Annotated in this window: 18 protein-coding genes and 1 riboswitch; of the genes, 14 read left to right on the top strand and 4 right to left on the bottom strand. The window is 41.4% G+C overall.

Going from position 1 to position 22964, the window contains the following annotated elements; genetic code table 11:
* The first annotated feature begins 227 nt into the window (after positions 1–227).
* The 5 genes from CWC04_RS07615 (at position 228) to CWC04_RS07595 (ending at position 8116) form a co-directional block, all read left to right on the top strand.
* Positions 228–1412: an efflux RND transporter periplasmic adaptor subunit gene (locus CWC04_RS07615; protein ID WP_054983590.1), complete on the top strand. Its 1185-nt coding sequence runs from the start codon at positions 228–230 to the stop codon at positions 1410–1412.
* An 11-nt stretch (positions 1413–1423) separates the two neighbouring features.
* Positions 1424–4564, top strand: coding sequence for an efflux RND transporter permease subunit (locus CWC04_RS07610; RefSeq protein ID WP_064385951.1), 3141 nt, complete (start codon positions 1424–1426; stop codon positions 4562–4564).
* A gap of 111 nt (positions 4565–4675) precedes the next feature.
* Positions 4676–4758, top strand: a riboswitch (cyclic di-GMP riboswitch).
* Between the two features lie 95 nt (positions 4759–4853).
* Entirely contained in the window at positions 4854–5420 is a 567-nt protein-coding gene (locus CWC04_RS07605) for a chitin-binding protein (RefSeq protein WP_138685053.1), read from the top strand.
* Positions 5421–5539: 119 nt separating this feature from the next.
* Positions 5540–7657: a S9 family peptidase gene (locus CWC04_RS07600; RefSeq protein WP_502705336.1), complete on the top strand. Its 2118-nt coding sequence runs from the start codon at positions 5540–5542 to the stop codon at positions 7655–7657.
* 60 nt (positions 7658–7717) lie between these two features.
* On the top strand, positions 7718–8116 hold the full coding sequence (locus tag CWC04_RS07595; protein WP_138685051.1) for a hypothetical protein: 399 nt from the start codon (positions 7718–7720) through the stop codon (positions 8114–8116).
* 16 nt (positions 8117–8132) lie between these two features.
* Here CWC04_RS07595 and CWC04_RS07590 read toward each other — a convergent pair whose 3' ends face one another.
* Positions 8133–8888 (bottom strand): LytR/AlgR family response regulator transcription factor, encoded by a 756-nt coding sequence (locus CWC04_RS07590; RefSeq protein WP_024033980.1) that lies wholly within the window; start codon positions 8886–8888, stop codon positions 8133–8135.
* 242 nt (positions 8889–9130) lie between these two features.
* Here CWC04_RS07590 and CWC04_RS07585 point away from each other — a divergent pair, with 242 nt between their 5' ends.
* Positions 9131–12073 (top strand): TonB-dependent receptor domain-containing protein, encoded by a 2943-nt coding sequence (locus CWC04_RS07585; RefSeq protein ID WP_029772910.1) that lies wholly within the window; start codon positions 9131–9133, stop codon positions 12071–12073.
* A gap of 282 nt (positions 12074–12355) precedes the next feature.
* Here the strand turns inward: CWC04_RS07585 and CWC04_RS07580 are convergent, their stop codons facing one another.
* On the bottom strand, positions 12356–12829 hold the full coding sequence (locus tag CWC04_RS07580; RefSeq protein WP_004585992.1) for a Dps family protein: 474 nt from the start codon (positions 12827–12829) through the stop codon (positions 12356–12358).
* Positions 12830–13175: 346 nt separating this feature from the next.
* Between CWC04_RS07580 and CWC04_RS07575 the strand changes: the two genes are divergently transcribed.
* Entirely contained in the window at positions 13176–13385 is a 210-nt protein-coding gene (locus CWC04_RS07575) for a hypothetical protein (protein ID WP_024033977.1), read from the top strand.
* On the opposite strand, the gene CWC04_RS07570 is transcribed toward CWC04_RS07575, so the two are convergent.
* The gene (locus CWC04_RS07570; protein WP_004585990.1) at positions 13382–13987 is read right to left on the bottom strand and encodes a PGAP1-like alpha/beta domain-containing protein; all 606 of its coding nucleotides are present in this window, start codon (positions 13985–13987) and stop codon (positions 13382–13384) included. The two genes, CWC04_RS07575 and CWC04_RS07570, sit on opposite strands and share 4 nt — an antisense overlap.
* A 17-nt stretch (positions 13988–14004) precedes the next feature.
* Positions 14005–14541, bottom strand: a complete 537-nt coding sequence (locus CWC04_RS07565) for a YaeQ family protein (protein ID WP_024033976.1) — start codon at positions 14539–14541, stop codon at positions 14005–14007.
* A gap of 91 nt (positions 14542–14632) precedes the next feature.
* On the opposite strand from CWC04_RS07565, the gene ylqF reads away from it, so the two are divergent.
* The 7 genes from ylqF to CWC04_RS07530 all read left to right on the top strand — a co-directional run bounded on the left by ylqF (position 14633) and on the right by CWC04_RS07530 (position 22767).
* Positions 14633–15577, top strand: coding sequence for a ribosome biogenesis GTPase YlqF (ylqF, locus tag CWC04_RS07560; protein ID WP_054983594.1), 945 nt, complete (start codon positions 14633–14635; stop codon positions 15575–15577).
* Positions 15578–16142: 565 nt separating this feature from the next.
* A complete protein-coding gene (locus tag CWC04_RS07555; protein WP_138685050.1) occupies positions 16143–17384 on the top strand; it encodes an OprO/OprP family phosphate-selective porin in 1242 nt (413 codons plus the stop codon).
* An 11-nt stretch (positions 17385–17395) separates the two neighbouring features.
* On the top strand, positions 17396–18367 hold the full coding sequence (locus CWC04_RS07550) for a Bug family tripartite tricarboxylate transporter substrate binding protein (protein ID WP_138685049.1): 972 nt from the start codon (positions 17396–17398) through the stop codon (positions 18365–18367).
* Positions 18368–18378: 11 nt separating this feature from the next.
* Positions 18379–18846, top strand: a complete 468-nt coding sequence (locus tag CWC04_RS07545; protein ID WP_004587461.1) for a tripartite tricarboxylate transporter TctB family protein — start codon at positions 18379–18381, stop codon at positions 18844–18846.
* Between the two features lie 3 nt (positions 18847–18849).
* On the top strand, positions 18850–20391 hold the full coding sequence (locus CWC04_RS07540; RefSeq protein WP_064385956.1) for a tripartite tricarboxylate transporter permease: 1542 nt from the start codon (positions 18850–18852) through the stop codon (positions 20389–20391).
* Between the two features lie 11 nt (positions 20392–20402).
* A complete protein-coding gene (locus CWC04_RS07535) occupies positions 20403–22025 on the top strand; it encodes an ATP-binding protein (RefSeq protein ID WP_138685048.1) in 1623 nt (540 codons plus the stop codon).
* A gap of 16 nt (positions 22026–22041) precedes the next feature.
* Complete coding sequence (locus CWC04_RS07530; protein ID WP_004587464.1) at positions 22042–22767, top strand: response regulator; 726 nt, start codon at positions 22042–22044, stop codon at positions 22765–22767.
* Positions 22768–22964: the final 197 nt, after the last annotated feature.

The raw sequence follows: 22964 nt of genomic DNA, 5'->3' as shown, positions 1-22964 counted from the left end.
ACATCTTCTCGATGAAATAATAGCCTAAACCTGTAATTTGTTGATTTTAAATAGTAAAAGTTTGTAACAAAATATAATAAATGCGATGAATAGCAGGTGTTTGTTAACGGGTACACAGCTATATTTAGTTCCCAATTTGATTTGTAACAGTTGCTTACAAATGTCAGGTTAATGTTTTATTGCGCTCTGTTATTATAGTGTTAGTAGAAATATGAGGTAATTAGGATATGCAATCAAATTCACTGAGATGGGTGTTCCCATTTGTAGCATTAGCCATTGGTGTAGTGGGCTTTATGGGAATAAACGCTATTGCACAAGAAGATCAAAGTAAAACAGCAGTAGATACACGCCCCACCGTGCAAGTTGAGCCTGTAGAAGCTAATAATCATCAAGTAATAATAAACAGCTATGGCGAAATAAAACCATTAGAAAATACGCAGTTGGCGGCGCAGGTGTCGGGCGAAGTAATTAGTTGGCACCCTAACTTTGTAGCGGGTGGCGTGGTTTCTCGTGGCGATACACTTATTAGCATTGAAAAAGACAACTACGAAGCAGCCGTATTGGTAGCCGAAGCCGATTTAGCGCGTGCCAAAGCGGCCTTAATTGAAGAGCAAGCGCAGGCAAAAGTGGCCGAAGACGAAGCAAAGCGTTTTCCGAGTAAGGCACGTACTGACTTGTTTTTACGTAAACCGCAGGTGCTAAGCGCCCAAGCAGCGGTTAAATCGGCGCAAGCCGCATTAAAAAGAGCGCAACGCGATTTAGAAAACTGCGATATAAAAGCACCTTACGATGCGCTTGTGATAAGTCGTAATGTGGGGGTAGGCCAGTTTGTGGCTATGGGCGCACAAGTGGCCGATTTAAATAATATAGAAACAGCAGAGGTTATTATTCCTATTGCTGGTTTTGATAGCGTATTTTTACCGGAGCGAATTAAGGGCATTAAGGCCACTATTATTCAAAAAGGTTTAAACAGTTTTACACGTGAAGGCGTGATTGACCGCGACCTAGGTATTGTAGATAACGCGACGCGTATGAGCAGCTTAGTGGTACGTATTGAAGACCCATACGGCTTAAAAACACAGCAACCGGCTATTAAATTTGGCAGCTACGTGCAGGTTAATTTTGCAGGCGCCATGCTTAATAATATTTACCGTTTGCCGCAATCATTAGTTAATAACCAAACGGTGTGGATAGTTAACGAAAACCAAGAGCTTGAACCGCGCAAAGTAACCGTAGTGAGAGAAGAAGGCGAGTACTTTTATATTAGCAGCGGACTTAACGCCGATGATAAGTTGGTTACCACGTTACCTGAGTACCCACAAAAAGGCATGCAGGTTAAAGTGGCTGGCATGGGCGAGCCAAGTAACGCTAATACAAACACCGAAAGTAGCGCTGATGCGCAACAGTTGTAAGGTGTAAATTAATGAGCGAATCAATTGAAAAAAAACAAACAGGGTTAATAGCTTATTTTGCTAAAAACTCAGTTGCAGCCAACCTAATGATGGTTTTTATCATCATCATGGGGATTATTAGCTACTTAACCATTCAGCGCCAAATGTTTCCTAATGTAGAAATTAACTACATTAATGTTGAGGCAAATTACCCCGGTGCCTCACCACAAGAAATTGAAGAAAGCATTCTTATTAAAATTGAAGAATCACTAAAGGATGTGACCGAAATTAAAAAGGGCGTGTACCGCGCCTTTAGAAATGGCGGTAGAGCAAGCCTAGAAATTAACACTGATGCAGAGCTTACCGATGTACTTGATAAGGTAAAGCTGCGTGTTGATGGTATTGCAACCTTTCCTGCGGGTATGGAACCGGTCACCATAAGTCAGATTGAGTTTAGGCAAGATGTTATAGGGATGACCTTAGTTGCTGATTTGCCGCTGACAGAACTCAAACCAATTGCCAATCAAATTGAAGATGAGCTATTACAGCTATCAAACGTGTCGTTGGTAGAAAACGATGTGCCGCTTGATGAAATTGCCATTGAAATCGACCCAGACACTTTGCGCCAATACAACTTAACCCTAAGCGATGTAATGACCGCTGTGCGTAATTACTCTGCTAATTTTTCGGCGGGACAACTAACAACAGATGCAGGGATTATTTCTGTTCGGGTTGAAAACCAGTATTACTCTGGTGATGAGTTTAGACAAATTCCGGTAAAAATAGGCGAATACGGCGCTAAAGTATTGTTGCAAGACATTGCTGTTATTAAAGACCAATTTACCGAAGGCGAGCGCTACTTTAAATTTAATGGCGAAAACGCAGTGTATATGTCGGTAAAGGCAACGCAAGATCAAAACATGATCCCCGTTGCCGATTCGGTTAAAGCATTTATTGAACAAAAAAATACCCAGCTGCCACCGGGCGTTAGGTTAGAGCCATTAATGGACATGACGTACTACCTAAATGCGCGCCTTGATATGATGAAAGCTAACTTGTTTCAAGGGGCAATATTAGTCGCTATTATGCTTTCATTATTCTTGCGCTTTAAATTAGCGCTTTGGGTAATGATTGGCTTACCAGTGTGCTTTTTAGGCGCCATGATGCTAATGCCTTTATTTGGTATAAGCATTAATATTATTTCGTTGTTTGCTTTTATTATGGTGCTCGGGATAGTGGTAGATGACGCCATAGTAATAGGAGAGGCCGCCTATACTGAGGTTGAAAAAAGCGGAGGTGGAGTTGAAAACGTCGTCCGTGGTGCTAACCGTGTAGCAACCCCTGCTACATTTGGCGTACTAACAACCATTGCGGTGTTTGCCCCGTTTACACTTTCAAGCGGGCCAGAAAGCGCCTTTTTTTACGGTATTGCCGTAGTAGTTATGCTGTGTTTAGTATTTAGCTTAGTTGAATCAAAACTTATTTTACCGGCGCACATTGCCCACACGCACTTTTCACCTATTAAAAAAGGGGGCTGGCGCGATAGGTTTAATACCCGTTTTTTTGGCTTTGTAAATGGCCCTTATAAGCGTTTTATATCGCGTTGTGTAGATTGGCGTTGGACAGTATTGTTTGGCTTTATTGCTATGTTTTTTATAAGCATTGCGCTGATCACATCAAATAAAGTACGCACAGTACCTACTCCTAAAGTGCCGCATGATTTTCCGCAAATTCAAATAGAAATGAATGACAATGTGTCTGATTTACAAACTATTGCAGCTATTCGTGAAGTAGAAGCCATGGTGTTAAGAGTTGATGAAGAAACAGAGCGTGAATTTGGGCAAAAAATAATTCGTGATGTACTGGTATTTAACCAAGGCAGAACGGAGTCTCAGTTACTTGCGCCGTTAGTAGATGAAGACTTACGCCCTTATAACGCGTTTGAACTTTCGCGCCGCTGGCGAGAAGCCATGCCAACCATTGCCGGTATTAAATCACTCACTATTGAAGATGATGTTGGCGGCGGTGGCGGCACTGGCGAAGGCGAATTTGGTTATTTACTGTTTGGCTCTGATATAGAAACGCTTAATGCGGCAGGCCGTCGTTTTATTCAGCTATTGCAGCAACAAAAAGGCTTGTTTGATATAAGTTCAACCATTGACCCTGCTAGCAAAGAAGTGCAAATGAGCTTAAAACCTGTAGCTTACGATTTAGGGCTCGACCTTGCTAACATTGCAAATCAAGTAGGCGCTAGTTTTTATGGTGGCGAAGCGCAGCGTGTAATACGTAACGGCGAAGAAGTAAGAGTAATGGTACGCTACCCTAAACTGACTCGCGAAGCGTTTTCATCGCTAAAACACACTGTAGTTACTACACCGCAAGGGCGTGAAGTACTTTTAGGTGATGTGGTTGAATTAACCGAAACGCCGGGTATTAGCTATATTCGCCGTGAGGGCGGTTATCGTACTGTTTATGTGTACGGCAGTATTGATGAAGAAGCTATAGAGCCAGGCGAAGTGGTTTCGCAAGTAAAAGAAAACTTACTGCCACAACTTAAAGAAGAATACCCAAGTGTTAAATCAGAGCTAGGTGGCGCAATAGAAGAGCAACAAGCGCAAGCTAATGAGCAGCTGCTGTTTTTTGTAGGCGGCATGATTTTAGTTTATATATTGCTTGCTGTACCACTTAAAAGTTATGCCCAGCCGCTTATTGTTATGTCGGTTATTCCGTTTAGTTTAACGGGGGCTATTTGGGGGCACTTTTGGTTTGATTTAGACATTAGCTTAATGTCGGGCTTTGGTTTAATAGCCGCGGCCGGCGTTGTAATAAACGACTCGCTGGTAATGACCGACTACGTAAACCAAGTACGCCGAGAGGGTGTAAGCGTTAAAAACGCGGTAATAGAAGCCGGTTGTGCACGCTTTAGGGCAATATTATTAACCTCTATTACAACCTTTGCAGGGGTTCTGCCCATAATGTTTGAAACCAGCTTACAAGCTAAGTTTGTAATCCCTATGGCAGTAGCGCTAGGCTTTGCGGTAATGTTTGCAACACTAATCACCCTTATATTGGTGCCGTGCTTGTACATTATTTTAGGCGATATTGGCGGCGTATTTAAAATGGCTTTTCGAAAAGTATTTAGGCGAAAAGCCCCTATAAACCAAACCTCTTAAACTATTAAAAGCCAACTTTAACAAGTTGGCTTTTTAGTTGTTTAGGGTTATATAAAAATCTCGGTTACATTCTTTTGTTTGAATAAGCTTTGCGCACGTTTTATAATCACTTTTTTCTGTTGGCAAATTAGTCGAAAGGCTAAGACGCAAAGTTTCCGGTCTAAGGTGTAAACTACGATAGCGGGGCTGCTGCATAATTTTTATACGGTATTGCTTGCCCTCAGTGTCGTTTTTGTGTATCCATATGATATGGATAAAATTTTGTGACTCTTAAGGTGTTACTGTGTTTATGCATACGTCGTTGGCCTGTGGAAAATGGTCAACTATAGGTTGTTTAAACCATCATACTCAATTATTCATTGGGGATGTGGTTAGTGTAACCTTTTCAGACATGCAAGGAGTGCTTGTTGATTTATCGTTTGATTATAAAATCACCTCTTTAGAACAAGGTGAGCCTCATGCTTGGCCACGCTTAGTTGCTGAGTATATAAACGTGCATGTGCCACTGGTAAGTGCAGGTAGAATGACCAAGCTAGGGTTGGTTGTTGGCTATAGAGATAACGAAATATTTGCCCTAGAAAGTAGTGGTATTAACAAGGCAAAGGTTGATTTTCATTGCATTGCAAAGTGCGATACCCCCGCTAAGTACACCAACCAAGCATATGATTTTGTATACCCTAATGGGGGTGAGCAATACAACGCGGGGACTCGCGTACTGCAGCCTAAAACAGGTTATATATACCAATGTAAGGCATGGCCATTTAGCCAATTTTGCAGAACCAATAATGATAAAGACCCAAGCTTTGAACCTGGTATCGGAAAAAGCTGGGCAATGGCCTGGACTAAGGTCACTTAGCGCTTTTAAAATAAAAACCATCTTCCCATGGGTGTAATGACAAGAATAAAATTGCAGTAATTTTAAAATTTGGACTTATACCTCAAGCCCACTCTCTATGAGTGGGCTTTTTTATTTTTATGATAAACTGCCTGCATTGTTATTTTTTATACGGTTTTGTTGTGTCTTTAAGTGAATTTTCTTCTCAATCATTAGCGCGTTTTCCTGTTGCTAAAAAGCAACCTCATCAATTAACTATGCACAATAAAACGCGCACCGATAACTACTACTGGATGCGCGATGATGAGCGCGAAAACCCAGAAATACTCGCCCATTTAGCGGCCGAAAATACATACTGCGATGAGCAACTAGCCGCAATAAAACCACTTCAAAGCAGTATTTTTGAAGAACTAAAAGGGCGCATCGTAAAAGATGACAACACGGTGCCGGTTAAAGATGGCAAGTACTGGTATCACTCAGAGGTACGTGGTGACGATGAGTATTCGCGTCATTACAGAAGCACAAGTATTAACACCGATAACAAGCAGTTACTTCTTGATGTGAATGCTTTAGCTCAAAACCATGAATTTTACGAACTAGGTGAAGTCGCGCTAAGCCCATGCGAGCAATTAATGGCATACAGCGAAGACACCGAAGGGCGCAGAATTTACAGCGTACATTTTAAAAACCTGCAAACAGGTGAAATGCTCAGCGATGTTTTAAAAAACACCGAAGGGCAAATTGTTTGGGCTAACGACAATAAAACCGTATTTTACGTTAAAAAAGACTTACAAACGTTACTGGGTTTTCAGGTGTTTAGGCATGAACTAGGCACAGCGCAAAGCCAAGATGTTATGGTGTATGAAGAGCACGATAAAAGCTTTTTTATGGGCTTGGGTAAAAGCCGTGACGAGAGCCTTATTATTATAGATTTGGCCACCACCGAAACAAACGATACCTGGGTGCTTGATGCCAATAACCCGCAAGGAGAATTTAACGCATTACTACCGCGCGAAGAAGGGCATGAGTTTGATATAGATAAACACGACGATACTTATTACATAGTAACCAACTGGCAAGCTAAAAACTTCAGACTGATGACGGCAACAAGCGAAACGATTGCAGATAAAACGCAGTGGCAAGAGCACACCACGCACCGTGAGCATGTGTTGCTTGAAGGCGTAGAGATATTTGACGACTTTTTAGTATTAACTGAGCGCGAGCAAGGTCAAGCTCGCTTTGTTGTTATTAACCAAGCTCAAGAGCGCATGGCGCTTGAGTTTAGCGACCCATGTTACTATGCCGCTGTGGCGATGAACCCCGAGCCACAGGCACGCTCGGTACGTATTTATTATTCAAGCCTAACTACGCCTGGAACGTTGTACGATGTTGATTTAGCCACGGGCAAAAAAACATTGTTAAAACAGCAGCAAGTACTGGGCGGGTTTGATAGTGCACTTTATGCCTCTGAGCGCTTATTCGTGACAGCACGCGATGGCGTGCAAGTACCTGTTTCGTTAGTTTATAGAAAAGACACCTTTACCAAAGATGGCACTAACCCGCTGTTTCAATATGGCTATGGTGCATATGGTTACACTATAGATCCGAGCTTTTCGAGTACCTCATTGAGTTTGCTAGACCGCGGTTTTGTGTATGCGATTGCACATGTTAGAGGCTCCGAAATGCTAGGACGCCATTGGTACGAGCAAGGTAAAAAAGAGCATAAACAAAATAGCTTTAGCGACTTTATTGATATTACAAAGGCTCTTGTAGAGCAAGGCTACGGTGATAAAAACAAAGTATTTGCCTCTGGCGGCAGTGCAGGTGGTTTGTTAATGGGCACTGTATTAAACCAAGCGCCAGAGCTTTACTTAGGTGTAGGGTGCCATGTGCCATTTTTAGATGTGTTAACCACCATGCTAGATGAAAGTATTCCACTTACCACTAACGAGTATGATGAATGGGGCAACCCAAACGATGAGCACTTTTATGATGTAATAGCCGCGTACTCACCGTACGATAATATTAGCGCCCAAGATTACCCGCATATTTTAGTCACCACAGGCCTGCACGACTCTCAAGTACAGTATTGGGAGCCTATGAAGTGGGTAGCAAAAATGCGAGAACTCAAAACCGATAACAATATACTGGTATTCAAAACCGACATGGATGCAGGGCATGGCGGCGCATCTGGGCGTTTTAAAAGCCTTGAAGAAAAAGCCCTCGAAATGGCCTTTTTTATTGCGCTTATAAATTAACTGCAAAATACGCAAAATGTATTAAGCTTTAATGAAGCACTGATATATAAAAGGTTATTTATGTTTGGAGCACATGGAGAGTTTTATATTTGCTCTCAGCCACCCACCATGTATTTAAAGCTAATGGGTAGTTTTAATAATGAAGGAATTACTTTACTAACTAATGGCGTGGTGAACGAATTAAGTATGCACCCCAAAGGCGCACTAAAGTGTGTTGTGGTTAATTTAGAAGAATTTGAGTTAATAACCGTAGATAGCATGGACTCGTTAGAGGCGTACTTTGCCAGCGTAAAAGAGCGTGGCTACGAACGCGTAGATTACTTATATGCAAACATTATTGCTAAAAATATGTTCGAGAAGGTCTGGAACAACAGCGATATTGAAGTTAACTTTTATAAAGACTCAGAAAGTTACCTACATCAACACCCAGACGATGAATACATTAAAACCTACTGGTAAATAGAATTACAAGCCCCTATGCTACGGGGCTTATAATGCTCTCTAGGCAGTTTTTGTACCTTCTTGATAAATTTAACGAGATATTGTTTTTAAGCTTCACTTTATAGTCGCCACTGTCTGTTGGCATAAGCTCTTTTATGGCATGTTTTCTAACTAGCGTGGAGCGGTGAATACGTATAAAACCTTCAGGCTCTAGCTGTTGCTCAATGTTTTTCATGGTTTCACGGTGTAAAACAGGGGCGCTGTTACCATTAAAGTGCAGCTCTACATAATTACCCGCACCGTTTATCCATACAATATCGTTAATATCTATTAAACGTACCTTACCTACATCTTTAACAACAATATGTGCTGCAATGGGTTGCTCGTTTTCAGATGCGGCTTTAAACAAGCGCTCGGCTTGTGTGGCTAATGGGCATAAATGAATAAGCTTATCGAAGCATTTTTCAAGCCTTGAAGCGGTTGCATCGACGGTTAAAAAATCGACTGCGCCGACTTCAAACGCAAAATTAGCAAATTCAGCCGACCTAGCAATCACCACCACTTTCATTGTTTTAGCCAATTCAGTTAGGTGCACTATTTGAGTAGGATCATTTAAATTAGATAATTCGTAAAAAAGCACATTAAAACGAGAGGTATCTATTTGATCTAAACGCTGCTCGGGCAGTTGCGTTTGCGAATCAAAGTGACGGTGAGCTTGCACCTGCTGAGTTAAGAATGTTGCAAATTTGCTCGTGCTAACTCTAATTAGTGCATGAAAGTAAGTAATCATAAAAAAATCCATCTCTAGAGTGTGTAGTTATAAAGACCGTGTATTTAATAAAAAATGTTAAAAAAAATTTAATCTAATTTATAACAATCTGGGATAAGTACCTTCATCCCATATATCCTGCTGTTTGTACCTGACTAAATGCCTATTAAATAATGCGCATAGTGTCTTAAAATTATTCCACTTAATGTTGAAATGTTTGTAACCAACCAGTTACAAAAATAACATTTCAGGGACATTATAGTATGAAAAAAATAAATAACTTAGATAGTCGTACATTTAAAAAATCTTCATTGTCTTTAGCACTTAGTGCGACAGTGCTTGCTGGCTTTTCTTTTCAAGGTATAGCCGCAGAAGAAGACGAACTAGAAAAAATAGAACGCGTGCAAGTAACGGGTTCTCGTATTCGTTCAGCCGAGGCGATGTCATCTGCACCTATACAGGTTGTAAGTGGCGAGGCAATTGATGCATCGGGTTCTTTAAACATTCAAAACCTACTGCTAGAAAACCCAGCATTTGGTTCTCCAGCTATTAGCCGTACTAACTCTAACTTTTCAACGGCAAGCGCGGGTGTAGCTACTGTTGATTTGCGTAACTTAGGTTCAAACCGTACTTTAGTACTTGTGAATGGGCGCCGTTATGTATCGGGTGTACCTGGTAGCTCGGCAGTTGATTTAAATACCATTCCTAGTCAATTTATTGAGCGCGTGGAAATTATGACCGGTGGCGCATCATCAGTATATGGCTCTGATGCGGTTGCAGGTGTAGTTAACTTTGTACTAAAAGATGACTTTGAAGGCGTAGAGTTTGAAGGCCAATACGGCGAATCAAGCGAAGGCGATGATGAATCGCGCCAGTTTTCTTTTACCTCGGGTTTAACTACGGGTGATGGCAAAGGTCAAGCCATGTTCCACTTAGGCTACTCAGACCAAGGAGCTGTGTTTTCACGCGATCGTGAGCGCTCTGCAGTAGACCAATTTTCAGGTATTTATTTTGAAGACGATCCGGCGGCAAATCCGGGCTCTATTTTTGAAGCCGTTAATCCGTTTTTCTCATCATTTCCGCCACAAGGGCGTTTTGATGCAGGCGATACACGCTTTACTTACGATCCAAACAACAACTTACAAGACTCGTTTAGCACCAATGGCGGTGACGGTATAGATGCCAACGGCTTTAACCGAAGCGGCGTACGTACCATTGCTATACCAACAGAGCGTTACTTATTTGCCTCAAATGGTAGTTACGAGCTAACAGATAAACACAGCTTCTTTTTTGAAGGGACGTACGCATCTAGTACCACTATTTCAGAGTTAGAGCCTTTTCCGTTTGCCTCAGATGACATTTATGCCAATGGCCGCGTGCCAATTGAGTTTGACGTAAATGGCGAAATGCTCAGAAATGCCTTTGTGCCAGATGATATCTACAATGCAGCAACAGACACCGACGGTGATGGTGCTAGAGATATCTTTTTTGCAAAACGTTTAAGTGATGTAGGTAACCGTGGTGCCCGTGCAGAGCGTGATACATTCCGCTTAGCTGTGGGCTTTCAGGGTGAGATTAACGACAGCTGGTTTTACGATACCTACTATGTGTACGGTAAAACGAAAGAGTCGCAAGTATCAGGTGGCTTAGTAAATGTACAAAGCTTTCGCCAAGGTTTAGAGGCGGTAATTGATAGCCAAGATTTAGATGCGGATGGCATTACCGATGAAGCGATTTGTATTGATGCAACAGCGCGTGGCTTTAATTGTGCGCCAGTAAACATTTACGGATTTAATTCACTATCGCAAGGTGCAATTGATTTTGTAAGTGCGCCAAGTACGCTTTCTACGTCGGTAGAGCAAGAAATTATTGGCGGTAATGTCTCAGGTGATTTATTTGAGCTGCCTGCGGGTATGGTAGGTATTGCGGCTGGTTTTGAATACCGCGAAGAGTTTTCTCGCAGTGAATTTGATGCCCTACAGCAAGCAGGCTTAAATGCCGGTAATGCAATTCCTGCAACCGAAGGTTCTTTTGATGTAACTGAATACTATGTTGAGGCTAACATTCCAGTGCTGGATGCGGTAACAATGAACGCCGCAGTCCGTTTATCTGACTACTCAACAGTAGGTAATACAGAAAGCTGGAACGTAGGTGTTGATTGGGAAGTGATGGATAGCTTACGCCTTCGTGCTACCCGTGCTCGTTCTACACGTGCGCCTAATATTGATGAGTTATTTTCACCGCCTTCGCAAACATTCCCAAGTGGTTTAAACGATCCATGTATAGGTGTTACAAACAGTGGCGGTGGCGCTGTAGGTGATGCGTGTCGTGCCGATGCGGGTGTTGCAAATAATATTGCATCAAACGGTGAGTTTACCCTTAACCAGTCTGATTTACAGGGTATCAGTGGTTTTAACCGTGGTAACCCAGACTTAAAAGAAGAAGTGGGCGACTCTGTGACAGTGGGTGTAGTATTTACCCCAGAGGAGTTAATTTCGGGCCTTGACGTTACCCTTGATTACTTTGATATAGAAATCACTGATGCGATTGTTTCTACACCGCGCCAATTTATTCTAGACCAATGTTATGGCGGTGGTGACGATAGCTTCTGTAGCTTTATAACTCGTCGTAGCGGCCCTTCTGGTAATAATAGCGCAGGGTCACTTGAGTTTATTGACAGTGGTGTATCAAATAGTGGTGGCTTAGGAACTGAAGGTGTTGATTTAACACTAACTTACTCTGCCGATATTGGCCCAGGCGCATTTAGAACTCGCCTTGCATACACTTACTTGATTGACGGTTACACTATTCCGTTACCGGGTGCGGATAAAGATGAGTTTGCAGGTGAAATTGGCGCATCTGAGCACAAAGCTAACTGGAACTTAGGCTATAAGCTTGATGACTTTGATTTTAACTGGAGCATGACCTACATAGGGGCTGCTGACTTTGATGATCAATTCTTAAGTGGCTTTGGTATTCCAGCTGGCGGCGTGGGTATTGGCTCAGTAACCTACCACGATGTACAAGCAAGCTATCATATAAGTGACGCGGTAGAGCTATACGCTGGCGCTAACAACCTATTTGATAAAGAGCCTCCGCGTATACTTTCAGGTGTAAGTGGCTCAAGCACAGGTACTGAAACCGACGCAGGTACGTATGACCCAATCGGACAAACCTTCTATATTGGTTTTAGAAGTAAATTTTAAGCAGTTAATACTGCACAATTGTAGTTTTTCCAGCCTCATTTAATTAAGGAACTGGTATTAACAAAAGCCCCAGCCGTTGCTGGGGCTTTTTAATGCAAGCGCGAAAAGGGTGGGCTAGTTTGCTTTAAAATTATTTATGCTCCGCTTAAACCAAAAACAACGCCACTGGTAACAGTGGCGTTGTTTAGTCAATAGGGGGCGCTAATATAGTATCCGAATCGCAAAGAAATTTACGATTCTCCCTATTTGTAGCCCTCCCCTTTTGAGGGCTTATTTTTTAGCTTAGTCTAAGTACGCTTTTAACATCCATACTAGTTTTTCTTGCTCTGAAATATAATCACCCATTAATGACGCTGTACCTTCATCATCTGCATCACCTGCTTGAGTAAGTACTTCACGTTGCATTTTAATTAGTGTGCTGTAGCCAGCTAATAGGTTTTCTACGGCTGCCGTACCATCGCTAATGTTTTTAGCTTCTTTAATTTCACTTACTTCTAAGTAATCAGAAAACGCATGTAGTGGCGCGCCATCTAACGTTAAAATACGTTCAGCAATTTCATCTACTTTTTCAAGCAGAAGATTGTAAATCTCTTCAAATTTAATGTGTAATTCAAAAAAGTTACGGCCTTTAATATTCCAATGAAAACCGCGCGCATTCATGTATTGAATTTGGTAGCTGCTCAACAATGTATTGAGTGACTTAACAATGTCTTCGCTTTTTGCGCTGTTTAAACCAATTGCATTTACCTGTGACATACCTTGCTCCTTGATGAACCGTTTATTTATGAACTGATGATCATTATTGCTCAGTGCTATTAATTAGTAAAATTGTTTAAACCAGTCAATGCAATAGGTTTTAGCTATTAATAACGTACAGCGCAATAAATCACTCATACAATATAGATGGGTTGAATTTATTAAAATTCTACCCCTTAACAATAAAATAAAGACAAAACATGGATAAATTATGATCTAAAACAAGTTTTCTACAAGGTTGAATATTGGCTATTTGATGTATTGATCTAAATCAGTAAATGCTTATGGCTGTAGCGCATAATTCACTCAAGCAAAATAAATATCTTAAATTTATTGGAGAGCGATTATGGATGCAAAAACAGTAAAACAAAATAAAGCAGAGTTAATAGTGGTAGGTATAGCCGTTATAGCATTTGTATTGGGGCTGGTGGCGCATTTAGCAGGCGCAAGTTTTGCCAATGCCGACACGTTTGGCTACATTGCCGCACCCATGCCACTTATTTTGGGGGTGATATTTTTAATCAGTTATAAAATAGCAGAGGCGGGCGAAGACTAGGCTGCTTCGTTAAGGCACTTAATAATGTACTCAAGCACTTGGCGAGAGTAAATCATACTGGTATGGCTTAAATGAAACACTTTATGCTCAGCCATGCCTTTAAGCTTGGTTTCGTCTAGTAAAACGGTGCCATCGGACTGACTACCTTTGACAATTAACGGCATTAACCCAATAGGCAAATCGCCAGCAATACTATAAAGCTTGGCCTTAAACGGCCAGTTACCATTTTTAGTGAGTAAAAACTCGACGCTGTTTTTTAAAAAGGTTTCAAACCCTTTTTGCTTCATCTTTTGCGCTATGTGGCTGCCTTGATGGGGTGTGCCAAGCGTAATCACTTTAGTGACATGGTGACTCGCTGGCGTGCCTGCCTCTAAGTAGGCGCGGGCAATTAATCCGCCCATAGAGTGACATACTAATGCAGAGGGCTCATCACCAATAAACTCATCAATTTGTTTAAATATGGTGCTTAAGTTAGGGTCGAGCGTATTGTAAGTGAGATTCAGTACTTTAACTCCAGACTGTTCAAGACGAGAGCAGAGCGGGCGCATAACAAAGCCCGACATATAAAGGCCGTGTAATACAATAACGTGGTTTATTTTCATACGCCCTTACCTACAATTTACATTAACTGTTGTGGTTTTATTTCGATATTAGCCGTATCAGAACTGACCCACACATCACCATCTTGAACGGTAATGGTAAGTTTTATATTGCGGTCAGCTAAATCTGCAAGTGCCTGAGTAGCGGCGTAATCAAGGCTAAAAATACTTAAGTTTTTAAAATCGTACAATTTAGGTTGATGTTTTTGCCACCAAATAGCTTGGTTGTTTTCGCCATAGGTATAAAGCACCACTTTTTTAGCTTTATTGCAGGCTTTTTTAAGACGCTTTTCATCTGGCAAGCCCAGCTCAATCCACAGCTCTATCTCTTCACTGTAGTTTACATGCCAAAGCTCAGGTTCATCGTCGGCACTTAAGCCTTTGGTAAATTCTAAGCCATCACAACTATTTAGCGCATAGGCTAATAAGCGAATCATCAAGCGTTGCTCGGTTTCAGAGGGATGCTGTGCCAACGTTAAATTAAAATCTTGGTACACGTGGCGGTCCATATCGCTTAACGATAATTGCGCTTTAATAATGGTAGATTTAAGAGCCATAATATCTAATCTAAAAAAATTTGCGCCAGTATAGCGCAATTAAATGAATTGCCAGTTAAAATAGCGTCAAATTATATGTTAGGAGTTAAAAATGGCTATCCAGTGGTTCCCTGGGCACATGAATAAAGCCCGTAATGAGATTAAAGAAATAATGCCGCAAATGGATGTGATCATTGAAGTGCTTGATGCACGCATTCCTTACAGTAGTGAAAACCCTATGGTAACTACGCTTCGTGAAGGTAAACCGGTCATCAAAATTTTAAATAAGGCAGATTTAGCCGACCCTAAAATGACCCAAGCGTGGAAAGACTATTTTGAGCAAGAAAGTGGCGTAAAAGCGATTGCGTTTGGCCATGATAAAGCCGCTGAGGTGCACCGCATTAATGAGCTTTGTAAAAAATTGGTGCCACACAAAGTGGGCGCCGATAAGCAAATTAAAGCCATGATCATGGGTATTCCAAATGTGGGCAAATCAACGTTAATTAACGTATTAGCTGGCCGCATAGTTGCAAAAACGGGTAACGAGCCTGCGGTAACAAAAGCGCAGCAACGTATTAAGCTAGAAGACGGCATTATGCTTTACGACACACCAGGTATGCTGTGGCCTAAAGTAGAAAACGAGAACTCGGGTTATCGTTTAGGTGCCACCGGTGCAATACGTGATACAGCGCTTGAATACGAAGATGTGGCAAGTTATACCGCAGAGTATTTATTAAAAGCCTACCCAGAGCTTTTAAAAGCACGCTATAAAATAGATGAACTGCCAGAAAGTGACTGGGAGTTTGTAGAAATGGCCGGTAAAAAGCGTGGTTGTATTCGTGGCGGTAACCAAATAGACACCTATAAAATGTCTGAAATACTGATTAACGAATTACGTGATGGGATTATCGGCCGTATTACCATGGAAACCCCAGCCATGCGTGAAGAAGAAGAAATTATGGTAGCTGGCTTACGCGCCGCTGCAGAGGCCAAAAAAGCCGCTAAAGAAGAAGAGAAAAAACAGCGCCGTGCACGTGCACGTAAAAACCGCCGTTAATATATGAATTTATGTGAGTATGTTACTTACTAAATTACAGACATAAAAAAAGCCCGTAAGGGCTTTTTTAGTTTCATATCTACCGTCACCGATATGAGCAATGTAGCAAGTAAAATAGTAGGGCGGTTACTTATCATCAACATCAAGGGGCGTTGCGGTTCATAACAAGTAACCATAGCTGTTTACGTGCGCCACACGTTGTTTCAGGGTCGAGAAACAAATTAGTTCATTCCGTCACAAGTGGGTATGCATTCCCGTCTTGTTGATATTGATTATCAGTTAGATCTAATAAACTGTCAACACCTAAATGCAAATAATTCTTATTTTATTAAGTGCGTTTTTTAGTCATCGCATAGGTGTACTTCACTACCCTTCTTATTAATTTTTGTTTATGTCTATTTTGTTCATGGTTTTTATGAACAAAATGTACTTTACCGTCATCAATGCACCTTTCCCTCAAAATATTTCGTTAATTTCACGTTAACAATAAGCTGCGCTTTAGATAGCAGTTTGTCGTCGCTTATCTACCTGACAATAAAGATACAAACACAGCGTGGAGAAAATAATGAAAGCAAGTAACACACAGCTCGCTTTAGCAATTACAGCAGCGTTGGCTAGCACATCAGCTTTAGCCGATAACGATACTCAAAAACTACAAGCACAATTAGATGCATTGCAAAAAGAAGTTAACTCTTTAAAAACATCAAGTGGCTTTAATTTGGAGTTTGGAGGACGAGTACAGCTTGATTACAACTATTTTGAAGGTGCCTATAACGCAGGCAATGATGGCTCAGGTGGGAGCGACTTCTTCCCTCGTCGTATTCGTACCTACGTAGAGAGCGAGCATGGAAACTGGGATCACAAATTACTTTTAGAATTTGGCGAAGGGGATGCCGAAATTGTACTTGCCCGCGTGCGTTACGCCTTTAAAAACGGTCTTAAAATTAAAGCGGGTAAAATCCGTGAAGACATGTCGCTAAACGCACTTACTAGCTCAAAGCATATTAATACTATTGAGCGTAGTACGCTTGCTAATACTTTCTCGCCTTTTTTCCGTTGGGGCGTATCTGCTTATCAATACTTTAAAGACTCAGGCTTTCGATATGCCGTTGGGGTTTATAAAAATGATGCCTTTGGTGCAACGGGTAACGATGAAAACGACCGTCTAACGCTTGCTATTACAGGGCGTGCTACGTGGTCAAGTGCAGCACCTGGTGACGTGATTCATTTAGGTGCATGGCATACATACCGTGATATGGGTGGCAATGAACTAGGCGAACGTTTTGCGCGTGGTGAAGTGCGCGAAACTAATGTACGCCTTGTTAATTATGCTACAGGCGGCACAGCGGTAGCACTGGATAGCTTATCGCAGTCTGGGCTTGAATTTGCTTTTCAGGCTGACTCTTTAACATTAGAGGCAGAATATGCAAGCCGTGCTTTAGATGCGCTCAATAGCAGCGATGATCTAGATGGCGAACGTTTTGACGGCTTTCATATCTCAGCAAGTTACTTTTTAGGGGGTGAGCAACGACAGTATAAAGCTGGCTCTGCACTATTTGTACAACCTAAAAATATTAAAAATGCATGGGAGTTAGTTGCTCGAGTTTCGCAAATGGATGCAACGAGTAAAAACCAAGGTAGCGAAGTAACTACCTACACACTTGGTACAAGCTATTACGTTAGTAGTGACATTAAATTTATGGGCAATCTTATCTACAGCGATGTAGATGGCCCAGGTACCGCTGCGCTTGTAGGTGATGAAGACTCTGGTATGGGCTTTAGTGCACGTATGCAGTATTTATTTTAAGGGGACACACAATGAAATTATTTAAGTCAGTTAAAACAACATTATTAGCGGCATCATTAGTACTAAGCAGCCCTATGGCATTGGCCGATATTCACTTTTTAGTACCAGCAGGCCCAGGTGGCGGATGGGATACAACTGCGCGCGGTGTAGGTGAAGGTTTAGTAAAGGCAGGCATTGATAATAATGCGTCTTTTCAGAATATGTCGGGCGGTGGCGGCGGGCGCGCCATTGCCTACTTAATAGAATCAGGTACTAAAAAAGGCGATATATTAATGGTTAATTCAACGCCTATTGTATTGCGAGCCTTAACGGGGAAAATTCCCTATAGCTACCGAGATTTAACACCCGTAGCCAATATGATTGCTGATTTTGGTGCCTTTGTTGTTCGTAACGATTCGCCCTATAAAACTTGGCAGGATGTTATTAAAGCGCTTAAAGAAGACCCAAGCTCAATTAAAGTAGCGGGTGGTTCTGCCCGTGGCAGTATGGATCACTTAGTTGCTGCACAAGCGGCTAAAGCAGGCGGGGTTGATGGCCGCAGAATTCGTTACATTCCTTACGATGGCGGTGGTAAAGCAAAAGCTGGTTTACTCTCTGGTGAAGTAAACTTACTTTCTACCGGTTTAAGCGAGGCGTTAGAAGTTGCAAATGGCGGGCAGGCGAGGGTGTTAGCAGTTACATCGCCAGAAGCTTTAGCGGATTACCCTAAAATACCTACGTTAAAGTCGATGGGTTACGATATGGAGTTTGTTAATTGGCGCGGCTTTTTTGCTGCTCCTAATTTACCTGCCGATAAACTTGCTCAATACACCGAGAAACTTCGTAAATTACAATCAACTCCTGAGTGGGAAACTGTTCGCGCACGAAATGGCTGGTTAAATCTCTTTCAAGAAAAAGATGAATTTATCCAGTCACTCGAAAAACAAGAAGCGCAGCTTAAAGTGGCAATGCAAGAGCTTGGCTTTATTCGTAAAGCGGATTAATCGAGGTTTTTATGATGAATCGCGAACTACTAGGGCCAAGTTTATTCTTGGCGCTATTTACACTCTACGCCATTGTGGCGTGGCAAATTCCACTATTACCATTTGAAGAATACGAAACGGTTACTTCTGCTACATTACCAAAAGTATACGCAGCTTTTGGCATTGTGGTGTGCTTGCTTTCTATCGGTTCTACTTTGCTTAAGCCAAACGAAAAAGCGGCAGAAAACCAGCCTCTAGAAAAGTCGCATGTCGTACGAACTTTAGGCTTATTAGTTTTAATGGTGATTTATAGTGCAATGTTGGAGCCTGTTGGCTTTTTAATCTCGACCAGCGCCTTTTTATTAGCGGGTTTTTTTGTAATGGGTGAAAGGCGCAAGAAGATTCTATTGTTTGCCTCTATTCCTGTTGCCGTAGTGTTTTGGTTTTTGATGACTCAAGTATTAGGTATTTACTTGGTTCCGGGCGATTTATGGAGTTAAGTTATGTTTGATGGAATTATGCTTGGTTTGTCGACCGTGCTCGACTTTAATAATTTAATGTACGTGATAGCAGGCTGTTTGGTGGGTACTTTTATTGGTATGTTACCTGGGCTTGGGCCAATAACTGCTATTGCATTGATGATCCCTATTACTTACAGCATAGGTGCTGATTCAGGGATGATTTTAATGGCTGGGGTTTATTATGGCGCTATTTTTGGTGGCTCTACATCATCCATTTTAATAAATGCGCCAGGGGTGGCTGGTACGGTGGCTTCATCTTTTGATGGCTATCCGTTAGCAAAGCAAGGGCATGCTGGTAAAGCCTTGGCTATTGCCGCTTACTCCTCATTTATAGGTGGAACTATAGGCGCCATACTACTTATGGTTGCCGCACCTCTACTAGCAAAGGTGTCATTGAGTTTTCAATCTCCTGATTATGTTGTGCTAATGTTTTTAGGTTTAACAGCTATTGCTGCATTTTCAAATAAAGGCCAATTTTTAAAAGCAATGATGATGACAGTATTTGGTTTAATGCTGGCAACGGTAGGTATAGATCCATCCTCGGGAACCGAGCGATTTACCTTTGGACAAGCCGACTTACTCGATGGTATTAGCTTTTTATTAATTGCAATGGCAACGTTTGCACTTGCTGAGGCATTAATTAATGTTGTTAAGCCAGAGAAGAAAGACGCTAAAAGTCTTAATGATTCAGATACGCCGCAAATAGGTTCAACTAAATTAACAAAAGACGAAGTTAAAGATATGGCGCCGGTTGTTGGCCGTTCGTCATTTTTAGGATTTATTGTAGGTGTTTTACCTGGCGCAGGAGCCACTATTGCAAGCTTTATGGCCTATGCCACTGAGCGAAATTTGGCACCTAAAGGCCTAAAAGAAAAATTTGGGAAAGGCTCTTTACGTGGTCTTGCCGCTCCTGAGTCTGCAAATAATGCAGCATGCACAGGCTCATTTGTACCTTTATTAACATTGGGGATTCCTGGCTCTGGCACGACGGCCATAATGCTAGGAGCATTAATAGCGTATGGTATTCAGCCAGGCCCTATGCTCATGCAAGAAAACCCAAGTGTATTTTGGTCTGTCATTGTAAGCATGTACTTTGGCAACATTGTTTTATTGATTTTAAACCTACCTCTTATTCCTTATTTTGCAAAAGTATTGGCAATGCCAAAGTCGGTATTAACCATTATGATTTTGTTCTTTAGTTTAATTGGCGTGTACTTGGTGTCGTTTAACACATTCGACTTATTTATGATGGTTGGTGTTGCCTTGGTTGCGTTAATATTACGCCTATTGGCCTTTCCAATGGCTCCTTTGTTACTTGGCTTTATTTTAGGCGATATGATTGAGCGAAACTTTCGTCGCTCAATGATGATTTCGGATGGCTCTTTAAGCTTTTTATGGGATAGGCCACTCACATTAAGTATTTTTATACTTTCTATTTTAGTGTTGTTGTTCCCATTAAAAGATTATTTGAAGCAGCGCCGTGCGGATAAAACAGCTTCTAGGTTACAGCAAGAACAAGCTTAATAAGGACGTTAATGACAAACACCAACAAACCAAGCCCATTGCAGAGCATGGTAAAAAAACCTAAAAGATTAGAAACACGTTTAATTATTTGGGTAACTGGGCTATGTGTTTTACAAGCAATATTGTTTGGGGCGTTGGTGTATCAGCTTACGGCGCAAAGTTTACATAATCACATAGGTGATAAAGCACTCTCTGTAGCAAGTAGTGTCGCAACACGAACTGATGTAATAAATGCGTTAGAGGGAAAAGGTGATTTAACAGCATTTAATTTGCAAATAGAGAGCCTTACGGAGCTAACAAGCGCTGATTTTATAGTAGTTGGCGATATTAATGCACTGCGTATTATACACCCTGATGAGCACAAACTTGGCAAACCTATGGTTGGAGGTGATAGTCAGGAAGCCCTTCAAGGCGAGCGCTATATATCGGTAGCTCATGGCAGCATGGGGGAGTCAATTCGCGGTAAAGTACCTGTATATAATGCTAACAATGAAATTATAGGCCTAGTGTCTGTTGGTTTTTTGGTGCAATCAATTGATCCGCTTATTTTATCTCGTAGTGCTGAAATACTTATTTGGGGGCTGATGCTTGTTGGTTTAAGTATTATTGCCGCGGTTTATATTGGTCAACGAGTACGTAATGCTATATTTGGTTTGCAACCAGATGAAATAGCAAGATTATTTTCAGAGCAGGATGCTATTTTAAATACTGTACGTAGCGGCATTATTGCACTGGAGCCTGATGGAACCGTGCGTAAACTAAATCAACGTGCCTGCGAAATTCTTGATAAGCCTACATCTACAATCCATAAAAACCTTACTCTAGAAGACCTATTGCCTGAGCATGCTGAGTTTTTACTGCGCAATCAAAGCCGCAAAATTGTTGGGTTTGAGTTATTTGCTGCAGATAAACGAATTATTTTGTCGCGGTTTTCTTTACAAGTTCAAGGTCAGGATGATGGTATTTTGCTCAGTATGCGCCCGTCTGATGAACTGGAATATTTAAGTCAGCAGCTAACAAAAGTACAAGCATTTGCTGAGTTACTTCGTGTTCAAACACATGATTACTCGAATAAATTAAACCTAATTGGTGCTTTAGTTCAAATGGGCAAAAACGAGCAAGCAATTGAACTTATAGGGCAGGAAAGTCAGGGGTCTCAAGCACAAATTCACAACTTACTTGAGCGGATTCAAGACCCCGTATTAGCTGGTTTATTGGTGGGAAAATACCACAAAGCACGAGAGCTTAATGTTGCTCTTGAGCTTAACCAAGATAGTTTGCTTGGTGTTATAGAACGTAAGGATATGCTTGAACGAGTGGTTTCTATTTTAGGCAATTTAATAGATAACGCCATTGAAGCTGCTATTAGAGCATCTGATACTCGCCCTGCTAAAGTAAGGGTAACAGTTGACGAAACCAGTCAAACTTTATTGTTTGACGTGGAAGATACAGGGTTTGGTTTAGGCTCTGATCATGAAGTCATTTTTACGCCTCAATTTAGTTCTAAGTCTGGGGCGCAGCACGGTATTGGTTTGTACTTAGTAAAAACCAATTTAGACTCCTGCCGTGGTAGTTTAGAGATTGGTGAGTCGGATTTATTAGGGGCGCGGTTAAGTGTTTATATTCCAAAATAATAAGAGTAATTAAGCAATGACCTATTCTGTAATTATAATTGAAGACGAAGTTGAAGTAGCGCAGCTAATTGCCCAGTACTTATTACTGCCGGGGGGCGCTGCGGGAAGTCAAATTGCAAAACAGAGTTTGCGCCAAGGACAGTACCAAGTGGTTGGAATCGCAGGTAATTTAAGTACTGCAACAGCTCTATTGCAAGCGATAGAGGCAGATCTTATTTTACTCGATATACATTTACCTGATGGCAACGGACTCGATTTATTATCAGATTTACGGCGTCGTGAAATTAAGAGCGAAGTGATGCTACTAACGGCTGCCAAAGAAGTTGAAACACTTGAAAAAGCAATGCAACTTGGTGCCTGTGATTTTTTAGTTAAACCGTTAATGTTAAATAGATTAGATCAAGCTCTTTCGCGCTTTGAGGCGCGTCAACAGTGTTTTTCTGATGCAAACGAAGTGACCCAATCAATGGTTGATGTGTTATTCGGCTCAAAAGAGAAAAAACAGGGTGCTATTAGGCTGCCCAAAGGCGTTGACCAGCTTACATTGCAAAAAATCCATGATGCATTCGTACAGCATGATTCAAGTGCATTTACTGCTCAGCAAATGGGCGATTTAGTGGGGGTAAGCCGCTCAACTGCTCGTCGCTATTTAGAGTTTTTATTAGAGTCTGAAAAGTTAAGTGCTGATCAAAGCTACGGTAGTATAGGGAGGCCAGAGCGTTGTTACAAAATAATTAAGTAACTGAGTGCCATTCAGATTACAAGAATAAAGCATAATCTTTTTAATGGGTTACATAATAATCAGTGCTATTTAACCAGTGCTTGATGTAAATCTAGAAAAATTTTATTGAATTGATTGCATTTTAAGCGACTTGTATGGTGATGTTCGCTTTAAGTAATGCTATACTCCCGCCGAATAATTTTTCGACTTTATTAAGA

This window comes from Pseudoalteromonas sp. S2893 (genome assembly GCF_005887105.1).
In the GTDB taxonomy this organism is placed as follows: Bacteria; Pseudomonadota; Gammaproteobacteria; order Enterobacterales; family Alteromonadaceae; genus Pseudoalteromonas; species Pseudoalteromonas atlantica.
The sequence above is the reverse complement of the archived record's forward strand: the minus strand, read 5'-3'. Positions and strand labels throughout refer to the sequence as shown.